10 protein-coding genes are annotated in these 11,890 nt (G+C 64.8%); 3 read left to right on the top strand and 7 right to left on the bottom strand.

Features of this window, described 5'->3' with window-relative positions; translation table 11 throughout:
- The coding region (hisD, locus tag GSQ89_RS19155) for a histidinol dehydrogenase (RefSeq protein ID WP_158928146.1) at positions 1-1,267 on the bottom strand (1,267 nt) is incomplete at its 3' end.
- A gap of 265 nt (positions 1,268-1,532) precedes the next feature.
- On the opposite strand from hisD, the gene GSQ89_RS19160 reads away from it, so the two are divergent.
- Positions 1,533-2,852 (top strand): MFS transporter, encoded by a 1,320-nt coding sequence (locus GSQ89_RS19160; RefSeq protein WP_216856273.1) that lies wholly within the window; start codon positions 1,533-1,535, stop codon positions 2,850-2,852.
- Positions 2,853-2,865: 13 nt separating this feature from the next.
- On the opposite strand, the gene GSQ89_RS19165 is transcribed toward GSQ89_RS19160, so the two are convergent.
- The 5 genes from GSQ89_RS19165 to GSQ89_RS19185 form a co-directional block, all read right to left on the bottom strand.
- Complete coding sequence (locus GSQ89_RS19165; RefSeq protein ID WP_158928150.1) at positions 2,866-3,507, bottom strand: flavin reductase family protein; 642 nt, start codon at positions 3,505-3,507, stop codon at positions 2,866-2,868.
- The gene (locus GSQ89_RS19170; RefSeq protein WP_158928152.1) at positions 3,453-4,880 is read right to left on the bottom strand and encodes an MFS transporter; all 1,428 of its coding nucleotides are present in this window, start codon (positions 4,878-4,880) and stop codon (positions 3,453-3,455) included. Before GSQ89_RS19170 ends, GSQ89_RS19165 begins: the two co-directional genes overlap by 55 nt.
- 88 nt (positions 4,881-4,968) lie before the next feature.
- Positions 4,969-5,181 (bottom strand): ribbon-helix-helix domain-containing protein, encoded by a 213-nt coding sequence (locus GSQ89_RS19175; protein ID WP_158928154.1) that lies wholly within the window; start codon positions 5,179-5,181, stop codon positions 4,969-4,971.
- A 29-nt stretch (positions 5,182-5,210) separates the two neighbouring features.
- A complete protein-coding gene (locus GSQ89_RS19180; protein ID WP_216856274.1) occupies positions 5,211-6,176 on the bottom strand; it encodes a DMT family transporter in 966 nt (321 codons plus the stop codon).
- Between the two features lie 88 nt (positions 6,177-6,264).
- Entirely contained in the window at positions 6,265-7,572 is a 1,308-nt protein-coding gene (locus GSQ89_RS19185; RefSeq protein ID WP_158928158.1) for an FAD-binding oxidoreductase, read from the bottom strand.
- Positions 7,573-7,650: 78 nt separating this feature from the next.
- Here GSQ89_RS19185 and GSQ89_RS19190 point away from each other — a divergent pair, with 78 nt between their 5' ends.
- Together GSQ89_RS19190 and GSQ89_RS19195 are read left to right on the top strand one after the other, a co-directional pair.
- The gene (locus GSQ89_RS19190; RefSeq protein WP_158928160.1) at positions 7,651-9,294 is read left to right on the top strand and encodes a hydantoinase B/oxoprolinase family protein; all 1,644 of its coding nucleotides are present in this window, start codon (positions 7,651-7,653) and stop codon (positions 9,292-9,294) included.
- Positions 9,295-9,696: 402 nt separating this feature from the next.
- Positions 9,697-10,578, top strand: coding sequence for an alpha/beta fold hydrolase (locus GSQ89_RS19195; RefSeq protein WP_158928162.1), 882 nt, complete (start codon positions 9,697-9,699; stop codon positions 10,576-10,578).
- Between the two features lie 297 nt (positions 10,579-10,875).
- On the opposite strand, the gene GSQ89_RS19200 is transcribed toward GSQ89_RS19195, so the two are convergent.
- Entirely contained in the window at positions 10,876-11,811 is a 936-nt protein-coding gene (locus GSQ89_RS19200) for a ketopantoate reductase family protein (RefSeq protein ID WP_158928164.1), read from the bottom strand.
- Between the last annotated feature and the right edge of the window lie 79 nt (positions 11,812-11,890).

The raw sequence follows: 11,890 nt of genomic DNA on the forward strand, positions 1-11,890 counted from the left end.
CGTAGCGGCGGACGCGTAGGTCGGCTTGTTCCTTGTGGCCGGCGAAGTTCTCGATGGCGCACAGGCGGGAGCAGTATTCGCCGATCATCGCTGTCGCCTCGGGGCTGACCTGTTGATAGGTCACGGTTTTCAGGAATTTGCCGACCCATAGGCCGCCGGTGTAGCGGGCGGCGCGTTTGGTGGGCAGGGTGTGGTTGGTGCCGATGACTTTGTCGCCGTACGCGACGTTGGTCTCCTTGCCGAGGAACAGGGCGCCGTAGTTGGTCATGCGGTCGAGGAACCAGCGCGGGTTCGCGGTCAGGACCTGGACGTGTTCGGAGGCGATGCGGTCGGCTTCGGAGACGAGTTCTTCGTCGGTGTCGCAGAGGATGATTTGGCCGTAGTCGCGCCAGGCGACAGAGGCGATGTCGGCGGTGGGCAGGACGGTCAGTTGGCGGTCGATCTCGGCTTGGATGGTTTCGGCGATCTTTTTTGAGGTGGTCAGCAGGATCGCGGGGGATGTGGGGCCGTGTTCGGCCTGGCCCAGCAGGTCGGTGGCGCACATCTCGGCGTCGGCGGTGTCGTCGGCGATGATCAGGGTCTCGGTGGGGCCGGCGAGCAGGTCGATGCCGACGCGGCCGAACAACTGGCGTTTGGCTTCGGCGACGAAGGCGTTGCCGGGACCGACCAACATGTCGACCTGGGGAATGGTTGCAGTGCCCAGGCCCATGGCGGCGACGGCCTGGATGCCGCCCAACAGGTAGATCTCGTCGGCGCCGCCCAGGGACATGGCGGCAACGGTGGCGGCGGGGGGGACGCCGTTCAGCGGTGGGGTGCAGGCGGCAACACGGGGAACTCCGGCGACTTTGGCGGTCAGCACGGACATGTGGGCGGAGGCGACCATCGGGTAGCGACCGCCGGGGACGTAGCAGCCGACGCTATTGACCGGGATGTTCTTGTGGCCGAGGCGGATGCCGGGGAGGGTTTCGACCTCGATGTCGCGCAGGGCGTCTTTTTGCGCCTGGGCGAAGCGGCGGATCTGGGTTTGGGCGAATTTGATGTCGGTGATGACCTGGTCGGGCAGGCTGTTCATCAGGGACTGGATTTCGTCGGGGCGGAGGCGGAAGGCGGGCGGTTCCCAGTTGTCGAATTTTTTCGAGAGGTCGCGGACGGCGGCGTCGCCCCTGGCGCCGATGTCCTCGAGGATGGATTCCACGGTTTGGCGGACTTTGCGGTCGGCCTCGGTCTTCTCGGCTTCGGTGGCGCCTGGTTTCAGTGTGCGGATCATGGGTCGGCCCTCTGCTTTGGTCAGGGGCGATAGGCGGGCCGGAGGATTTTCGCAAGGCCGGTGCGGGGCGGCTTGTCCGGGTGTGAGGGGCGTTGAGGACTAGAAATCGTTTCTACATATGGAACGACATGTATTTTATTGCAATATCGTAAATTGTAAATTTAATCTAATGTTTCGTTGTGAAGGAAACAGCCTTCCGAGCAAAGCTGGACATCCGTATGACGCCGGTACAGGCTTTCTCCCAATGATAATACGGGAGAGAGATGTGAGTATATCCAGTCTCGCGACAAGAAGAATTATCAAGTCGCAACGAACAGCGTTGTCGATCCTGATCGCCAGTGGCATCGTCAACTATCTGGACCGAGCGACTTTGTCGGTTGCGAACCCTCTTATTCGAGAGGATTTGGGGCTTAATGTGGCGCAGATGGGCATTTTGCTATCGGCGTTTCTGTGGGCTTACGCATTCTCCCAGCTTCCGGCCGGTGCCTTGGTGGATCGCGTCGGCCCAAGATGGCTGCTGGGTATCGGCTTGATGGTTTGGTCCGGCGCCCAGATTGTCGCTGGTACGGTCAGCAATATCGGGCAGTTCGCGATCGCGCGTGTTTTCCTGGGTATGGGGGAGTCGCCTCAGTTCACCAGTGGTGTCCGGGTCGTGCGGGATTGGTTCAACGTGCGGGAGCGGGCGTTCGGTATCGGCCTGGTGAATACCTCGCCGTTTATCGGGCAGGCGATCGCGCCGCCGCTGTTGACCGCGATGATGCTGGGTTTTGGCTGGCGCTGGATGTTCATCGTTATGGGGGGCGCCGGGATGGCGGTCGCCGTTGTCTGGGTGGCTTTGTTTCGTGAACCGCGCAAGCTGGCGTTGGAGCCTGAGGAACGCGCCTATTTGACCGAGGGCGATCCTCCGCAAGTCACCGCACCCATTACGTTCGCACAATGGCGGCATTTGTTTGCGTTCCGCTCGACCTGGGGGCTGATCGGGGGGTGCTTCGGGCTTGGCTATTGCACCTGGCTGTACGGCACGTGGCTGCCCGGATACCTGGAGATCGAGCGGCATATGAGCATACGCGCCACGGGCTATGTCGCGTCGATACCATTTGCCTTGGCGGTGCTGGGAGCAGCCGGCGGCGGGCTGCTGGCCGATCGTCTGGTACGGCGGGGTGTCTCGCCGGTGAACAGCCGCAAAGTGCCCCTGGTCTTCGGCATGATCGGCGTCGCGGTCTTTACGATCGGCGCGGCGGAAGTCAGTAGCAACACGATGGCTGTCACTTGTGTGACCCTCGCGATGGTTTCCGGGGCGGTATGCTCCGGCCTTTACTGGGCGCTCGCCAGTGCCATTGCGCCTTCGAATTGTACGGCATCGGCAGGGAGCCTGGCGAATTTCGGGTCGTATATCGGCGGGGCGATCACGCCGGCGGTGACGGGCGTGATCGTGCAGACAACGGGTAGTTTCAAAGCGGCGCTATTGTTGGGCGGTGGCATCGCACTGGTGTCGGCGTTGAGCTATCTGCTGCTGGTGAAGAACGAGAGCATGGATTTCAGTGGGCTGAACGCGAAGGTGGCCACACGCGCGGCGGCCGAGTAACGCCGCGCGGCGGTCAGGGGCGATAGGCGGCTTCGGGGATTTTCGCCAGTTCGGAGCCGTGCACCTTGCCGTCGGTCAGGCCGTAGAAGTGCTGGAAGCTGAAGATCAGCGGGCGCCATTTGTCGGGGTCGATGCGGTCGGGCTCGCCGTCGGCCAGGATGTCGGTATCGGCGTGGACTTTGTTGATTTTGACGTGCAGGGCGAGTTGGCGACCTTTCCAGACGGGGTCTTTGGCGGCGACGGGGTGGGCTTCCTCCAGTTCGGCTTCGAGTTGGACGGGGCATTCCATCGCTCGTGGCGCTTTGACGGTGAGCGAGGGGATGGGGGTCAGGCCGGCGGTCTCGAACTTTTCGGCGAGGTGGCGATAGCCTCGGGCGAGTTTGCCGGCGGGAACGGGATTGCTGCCGGTGGTGCGGGCGATACGGTCCACGTAGGCGGCCATGTCGGACGACGGCAGGTTGAGGACGCACTGGCCGGTGCGGATGAGGTTCTGGGTGGTCTTGGAGGCGGCGGCCAGGCCGAGGACGCAGCGCTGGCCGAGCCACCAGGCGGACGACATGGGGGCGAGGTTGAAGGTGCCGTCTTCGTTGACGGTGCTGATCAATACGACGGGCGTGCCGAAGTATAGGATGGCGGGTTGGGTGACCTGGTGCATGGCGGGATCTCCTTGTGTGGGCGGGAGATAGGGTGTGGCCAGGTCGGTTTGCCTGCCGGTTGTTGCGCTGGCTTGGCGGTGCGGATCAGGGCCGCGGCAATGACTGCGGCGGTGGTCAGGAGGGTGGCGGCCAGGACGAATGTGTGTTGCAGGGCGAGGCTGCCGAACAGGGCGACGCCGATGGCGCCGCCGGCCTGGCGGACGGCGTTGAGGACGCCGGATGCGACTCCGGATTGGGGTTGGGGGACGCTGCCGAGGAGCGCGGCGGTCATCAGCGGGACGGTGATGCCGATGCCGGCGGGGATCAGGGTCAGGCCGGGGATGATCCAGGCGTAGGGCGTGGTGGCGTCGAGGCCGACCAGGGAGGCGGTGCCGATGGCGGCGAGCAGAAGCCCCGTGGTCATCGCGGCTGGGGTGCCGAGTTTCGTGCCGATGCGGTTGGCGAGGATGTTGGCGATGCCGAGGGTTATGGGTAGCGGCAGGAAGGCGATCCCGCTGGCGGCGGCGGACCAGTGGCGGGTTTGTTGGAAGTAGAGGCTCAGGACGAAGATGCAGCCGTAGAGGGTCATGTTCAGCAGGAAGCCGACAGCGGTGGCGCCGGAGAAGGTGCGCTGGCGGAAGAAGTCCAGCGGCAGCATCGGGTGGGCGTGGCGGCGTTCGGTGGCGATGAAGGCGGTCAGGGAGAGTGTGGCGATGAGGATCAGGAGGTAGGACCAGGTGCTGGCCTCGATGACCGCGGCGGTCAGGGGCAGCAGGGAGGTAATCGCCAGGATTTGGCCTGGCCAGTCGAGTTTAGTCTCGGTGCCCGGGATGGGGGTGACGGCGCGGCGGGTCAGGAGGATGCCGGCCAGGCCGATGGGGAGGTTGACGAGGAAGATGCCTCGCCAGCCGATGGTGTCGACCATGAGGCCTCCCAGCAGGGGGCCGGCGGCGAGGCCGACGCTGCCGGCGGCGGTCCACCAGCCGACGCCCCATGCTCGAAGGGCGAGGTCGTTGCCGCAGGTGCGGCTGAGCAAGGCGAGGCTGCAGGGGACGAGCGCGGCGGCGCCGGCGCCTTGCAGGATGCGGGCGACGATCAGGGTGGCGGGGGTTGGGGCGAGGCCGCACAGGACGGATGCGGCGGTGAAGGTGGCGAGGCCCGCGATGAACATCCGGCGGGGGCCGATGCGGTCTCCCAATGCGGCGGTGGACAGCAGCAGGGCAGCGAAGGTCAGGACGTAGGCGTCGACGACCCATTGCAGGCCGGTGGTGCCGGTGTGCAGGCCGGCGCCGATGCTGGCGAGAGCGACGTTGATGATCGACACGTCAAGTTGGACCAGGACGAAACCGATGCTGGTCGCGAGTATGGTGAGGCCGAAGCGATGGTTTTCCATGCCCGGGATTTGGGCGTGCCGGTCGGTGGAGTCTCGCGGGATCGGTTCGGTATGGGCCGTAGTGGTTGGCGGAATACCGAACCAGCGGTTACTTCGCGAAGGACTCCAGCGCCATCACCCTAAGCGCCGAGGCCAGCGGGCGGTCCGGACCGCGGCCGGCGTCCGTGGCGGCGACGAGGGCCGACAGGCTTTGCCCGCGTGCCTGCGCCAGGCGCAGTAGTGCTGCCCAGAATTCCTCCTCCAGGGCAACGCTGGTGCGATGGCCAGCCAGGGAGAAGCTGCGTTTGATCAGGCCGCTCAAGGAGTCACCTCCGTGCCGGTGGTAACCCGTTATATTGTAAGGCTGGTTCCGCGCGTCAAACGGGGTGGAGTCGAAATCGGCGTTACCCGGCTTGCTCCGGCGGGCCGCAGGGCCAGTCCGGCGGCGCCCAGCATCAATATCATGCCGATGGCGTCGCCCCAGTCGAGGTTCTCACCAAAGAATGAACAGCCGATGACGACGGCGATGACCGGGGAGATGAAGGCGTAGGTGCCGGGACGGCTGGCGCCCCAGTCGCGGACCAGCAGGAAATACATCGTCGTGGACATCAGCGCGCCGGGCACCAGCAGATACAGCCAGCCCAGGAAGGCGGGCCAGCCCCAGTGGAGGTGCATCGATTCCCAGGACCCGGGCTCGATCGCCAGGGATGACACCAGCAGCACCACGCCGCCGATCAGGTCGGTCAGGCCGGCGAGTTGCACCGGCTCCAGCGTGCGCATCATCGGGCGGGTCATGACGGAACCGGCGGTGTAGCAAACCACGCCGATCGTGACCAAACTGGCGCCGATCACCTGCCATACGTCCAGCGTGCCGGCGATGGCGGCGGGACCGAACAGGGTCAGCACGCCGACCACACCGACGCCGATGGCACCGAGTTGGCGCGCAGTGAAGCGCTCCTGGCCCGCGACGACGGCGAAGACCAGCAGGGCGATGGGTGTCAGTGCCGAACTGATCACCGCGGCCAGGCCGGCGGTGATATATTTGAGCCCGTACAGTTGGATCACCTGGTTGAGGGTGATCAGGATCACCGAAACGAAGATCAGGCGCGGGATCAGGCGGGGCGGCGGCATCACGCGTTGGCCTCGGGCGCGGCGGAACGCCAGGATGATGGCACCGGCGATGGTCCAGCGCAGACCGGCGAAAATGCCGGGGGAGACGGTGGCGATACCGACCTTCATCGCCAGCCAGGTGGTGCCCCAGACAAAGCAGATAAAAACGAACATCGCGCGCTGCGATGCGGTGGACGAGCTGTTCATGGGGGTTGTGGGCGTGCTCCTGGCGGACCGGAACGGTAGCGCATCCGGCGGAGTCACTGCCGCGCCGAAGCGGCATGGCGCGTATGCGTCAGGCGGCCTGCGTGCGGCGGAAGCGGGCGAGGCGGAACGGGGTGGGGTCGACCACGGGGGTGTCCCCGGCGACCAGATCGGCTGTCAGGCGGCCGGCGCCGGGACCGATGCCGAAACCGTGACCGGAGAAGCCGGTGGCGATGTAGAAACCGGGGATATGGCCGACCTGATCGATGACTGGAACGGCGTCGGGGGTGACATCCATCCAGCCTGCCCAGCTTTCCTCGACCTGCATGTTGGCGAAGGCGGGGAAGGCTTTTGAGAGGACAGTGCGGGCCTCGGCGAGGATGGTTTGTTTGGGTTTGGGATCGAGGACGCGGACGGCCTCGAACGGGGTGGGCTGGTCCAGGGTCCAGCTTCGGGCGGTGCGGAGTTCTTCCCAGAAGCGGCCACCGATGCGCAGGCGGATTTCCTTGCGGCTGTGGATCAGGCGGGGGATGAAATCCGTGATCAGGCGGAAATGGTCGGGGGTGATCTCGGCGGTGTTGGCGTTGCGGCGGGCGATGGAATAGCCGCCGTCCATGCGCTTGCGGAAGGCGAAGACGGAGCCGCCGGCGGAGATTTCGGGCCCGCTCAGGGGTTTGGTGCGAAAGACCGAGCCCAGGACTTTGAGTTGCGGCAGGTCGAGGCCGGCGTTGCCGGCGAACAGGCGGGACCAGGCGCCGCCGGCCAGGACGACGGACTGGCAGGCGATGCGGCCGCGTTCGGTGACCACGCCGGAGACGCGGCCGGCGGTGATGTCGATGCCACGGACGGCGGTGTTGGTGAAGATCTCGGCGCCCTGGTCGCGGGCGGCTTCGGCGATGGCGGGGGCGGCAAGCGCCGGTTCGGCCTTGCCGTCGGTTGGGGTGTGGAGGCCGGCGATGAAGCCGTTGGTGGCGCCGGGCATGGCGCGGTCCAGGGCGGGGCCGCGCAGCAGGCGGGCATCGACCTGGTATTGGCGGGCCTGGTCGGACCAGGCGGTCTGGGCGGCGATTTCGGATTCGTTTTGCAGCAGGTACATGATGCCGGACTGGCGGAAGCCGGTTTCTCGGTTGGTGCGGCGGTTCATGTCGCGCCACAGCCTCAGGCTTTCCATTGCCAGGGGAATTTCCGACGGGTCTCGGCCCATGGTGCGGCACCAGCCCCAGTTGCGGGATGATTGCTCGCCGGCGATGCGGCCTTTCTCGCACAGGGCGACGGCGATGCCCTTTTCGGCCAGGAACAGGGCGGTGGTGACGCCGATGATGCCGCCGCCGACGATCACCACGTCGGTTCGCTTGGGCAGCGTCGGATCGGATGCGACCGGTTCGACAGGGGGCGACATGCTGGACCTTGGTCTGTGCGCGGCGTGCAGCTTAGGATGGGTATTCCGTGGCTGGCTAGATTTATGAGGATTTGCTGGATGACTTCGCGTGATGATGGCTCGATCGATCCGATCACGGTGGAGGTGATCGGCAGCGCGCTGTCGTCGATCGTCGAGGAGATGGGTGAGGCGCTGATCCGAGCGTCGTATTCGACGAATATCAAGGAGCGGCGGGATTGCTCGACGGCGCTGTTCGACCTGGAGGGGCGGACGCTGTGCCAGGCAGAGCATATTCCGATGCACCTAGGCAGTTTCCTCGATCTGATCTCGCATATCATGAAGCGACACCCGGTGGCGGACATGCGGCCGGGGGACGTGTTCTGCGGCAACGATGCGTATGAGGGCGGCGGGACGCATCTGCCGGACATCGTGCTGGCGGAGCCGGTGTTCGTGGACGGGGCGATGATCGCCTGGGCGGTGAACCTGGCGCATCACGCGGATTTCGCCGATCGCGGGCATGCGCATATTTATCAGGAGGGGCTGCGGATTCCACCGATACGGCTGTATCGCGCGGGGGTGCTGCAAGAGGACGTGCAGGCGCTGATCTTGCTGAACTGCCAGGTGCCTCGGGAGCGGATTTCGGATTTTCGGGCGCAGATGGCGGCGAACCGGCTGGGGGTGCAGCGGTTGCAGGGGCTGTGTGCGAAGTATGGGCGGGACACGGTACTGCAGGCCGGTTCGGCGTTGCAGGATTATGCCGAGCGGAAGATGCGGGCGGGGATCGCGGCGCTGCCGGACGGGGTTTACCGGTTCCGCGATCGGTATGATTGTCCGGAGGTGGTGGGGGAGCTGGATTTGGCGTGCGCGATCACCGTGGATGGGGATTCGATGCACCTTCATTTCGATGCGCCGCCGCAGGTGCGAGCTGGGTTGAACATGACGATGACGGCGCTGCTGTCGACGGTTTATTACGCGGTGAAAGCGATTGTCGACCCTTCGATTTTGCCGAATGCGGGGTTGGCTCGGGCGTTGAGCGTGACGGCTCCCGAGGGGACGATCGTCAATTGCGTTCATCCGGCGGCGGTGAATGGGCGGTTGTCGTTGTGCCAGCGGGTGGTTGACCTGATTTTTGGGGCGTTAGCGCCGGCGGTGCCTCGGCAGGTGACGGCGGCGTCGAACGGGGCGTGTTTTTCCATTACGTTCGCGGGTCATCAGCCGGCGGACAATGCGCTTTGGGTTTATCTGGAAACGATTGGCGGCGGGTCGGGGGCTCGGTTCAACAAGGACGGGCTGGATGGGGTGCATGTGCATATGACCAACACCTCCAACCTGCCGGTGGAGGCGCTGGAGGTGGAATATCCGCTGACGCTGATGCGGTATGAGTTGGTGGATGGGTCAGGAGGTGCGGGTCAGTATCGCGGGGGGATGGCGATACGGCGGGTGTATCGCGCCGATCATGATTGCCATGTGCGGGTCGATGGGGCTCGGATTTTGTCGGCGCCTTGGGGGTTGGAGGGCGGGTTGGCCGGCGGGTTGGCGTCGATCTCGGCGTCGGTGCCGTTGGATCGTGGGTCGGGGATGCTGCGGCGAGGCGATCTGATCGAGGTCGTTACGGGTGGGTCGGGTGGGTTTGGGGTGCCTGGGGATCGGGATCGGGCGGCGGTGGCGCGGGATCTGGCGGAGGGACGGATCGATGCGGTGGCGGCGCGGGAGGTGTATGGGCCTGTGGTGTTGAGAGCTTGAGTAAGGTGGCGGCTGTGCCGGACGGTTTACGTTTGGTCTGTGTTTTGGCAAAGTAATCAAGCGCACACAGAGTTGCACGGAGTTTGCACAGAGTTTCACCGAGAAGAAGATTAGGCGCTTCGCGCCACTGATCCGGCGCACCTGCCCCAACGCCACGCGCGCAGCGCAATAAACTTTTCTCTGTGAAACTCTGTGCAAACTCCGTGCAACTCTGTGTGCGTTTGATTGCTTTGTCTCTACCAGAACGACATGGAAAGCATGACTCGCGAACCCGATATCATCCGATCGCGATCAGCGGCCCGACTCGGTACGGCGAGCGGTCGGTATTTTTTGCGGGCTGGAGTTGTTGGTCAGGGTCTCGTGATGAGGTTAGAATAGGGGTGCCAATCCAGGAGATACGTGATGCCGTTCGCCACCACCGATGACGGAGTTCGCCTGCACTATGAAGAGTCCGGCTCCGGCGTGCCGGTGATCTTCGTGCATGAATTCGCCGGCGATCACCGAGCGTGGGAAACGCAGATGCGGCATTTCGGGCAGCGGTATCGGGCGATCACTTATGCGGCTCGGGGGTATCCGCCGTCGGATGTGCCGGCGGATGTCACGGCTTATTCGCAGGCTCGGGCGGCGGACGATATCGCGGCGGTGCTGGATCATTTGGGGATCGCCAAGGCGCATGTGGTCGGGCTGTCGATGGGCGGGTTCGCGACGCTGCATTTCGGGTTCCGTCACGCGGCGCGGGCGTTGTCGCTGTGCGTTGCCGGTTGCGGGTATGGCGCGGAGAAGGGGCAGCGGGACAAGTTCAAGTCGGAGGTCGCGGCGGTGGCGGTGTTCCTGGACGAGAATGGGATCGAGGCGTTTGCGGCCAAGTATGCCTATGGACCGACGCGGGTGCAGTTCGAGAACAAGGACCCTCGGGGGTTTGAGGAGTTCAAGCAGCAGTTGGCGGAGCACTCGGCGGTGGGGGCGCGAAATACGCAGCTCGGGGTGCAGGGGGAGCGGCCGTCGTTGTACGACCTGGTGGAGCAGATGAAGGCGCTGACGGTGCCGGTGCTGATCCTGACGGGGGATGAGGACTGGCCGTGCCTGCAACCGGCGCTGCTGATGAAGCAGACGATCCCGACGGCGGCGCTGTCGGTGATGCCGAATTGTGGGCACACGATCAACCTGGAGGATCCGGATCAGTTCAATCGGCTGGTGGGGGATTTCATCGTTCAGGTCGATGCCGGGCGTTGGCCGGTGCGTGATCCTCGGGCGATGGTGACGTCTATTACCGGGATGAAGTAGCGGGGTGGGTTTTCGTTCCGGTTTGGATCAGTGCCTGTTAGGTTTTCGGCAACGATTTCCTGGTGGCATCGCAAAGGAAGCACCTAACGCAGATAAGAAATCCGATGCACGCCGAACACGCAGATGAAGAGCGGGGCGTGTCATTGGCTGTGCGTTACTTGGCTAGCCACAACTGGGCATCAAATGCGTGGGCAGCGACCTGTGACCCATCGCATCTGCGTGCTTCGTGTCCATCTTCTTTTTATCTGCGTTAGGCCCTTGCTTTCTTACTTTCTGTCCGGCGCCGGGTGATTGCGTTCAGCCCAGCTTCGCGGCGTTGGCGTGGGCGTGGGCGATCAGGCGAACCAGGTCGCGCATGCTTTTGGTGACCGGCGTGTCGATGCCGAGCTCCGTTGCGTAGGCGACGATGGCGCCGTTGATATTTTCGATCTCGGTCTGCCGCCCAGCCAGCACGTCCTGCAGCATCGACGGCTGATGGCTACGATGGTCCGCGAACGCCATCTCCAGCGTCCGCCACACGCGGTCCGCATCCACCGCCAATCCGCGCGCCGTAGCGACGGCCAAAGTCTCGGTGACGATGGCGGACACCAGGGCACGCCCGGCGGGATGATCGGCGATCGGCCCGACCGGCAGCCGCGTGACGGCGGCGACGGAGTTCATTCCGGCGTTGAAGGCGACTTTTTCCCAGACCGCGACCTCCACCTGGGGATCGGCGGTGCAATCCAGGCCGGCCGTAGTCAGGACGGCGGCGATCTGGTGCATGGCGGCGTCGGGTTGCGGTTCGGACGACCAGATGCGGACGGTTCCGTGGCCGTGGGAGACGACGTGGCCGGGGCCGGCGAGGTCGGCGGGCCAGCTTGTCATACCGGTCGCTACGCGGGCGTGCGGCACAGCGGCTCGGATGGCGGCTTCGTTGCCGAGGCCGTTCTGGACGGTGAGAACCCAGGTTGCCGGCCCGATCAGGTGCGACGCCGCACACACGGCTGCCTCGGTGTGGGGCCCCTTGGTGAATACGATGGCGAGATCGCAGGGACCGGCGAAGCTGTCGGCCGGACCGGCACGGACGCCGATGGTGCGATCGCCGCTATCGGTTTGCAGACGCAGGCCGTGCTGGATCAGGGCGCTCAGATGCGGGCCGGGCACGTCGATCAATCGCACTACCTGCCCGCTTTCGGCCAGCAGTCCGCCGAACAATCCAACCATCGCACCCGAGCCGATGATGACGATATCCATGTCGTTCCCCGATTCGGTTTGTTCCATACGGCCTGAGGGGGTGATTTGTCGCCGAATTAACGCTATCGGCGGTAGCGTC

Origin of the sequence: Acidisphaera sp. S103, assembly GCF_009765975.1 — a bacterium.
In the GTDB taxonomy this organism is placed as follows: Bacteria; Pseudomonadota; Alphaproteobacteria; order Acetobacterales; family Acetobacteraceae; genus Rhodopila.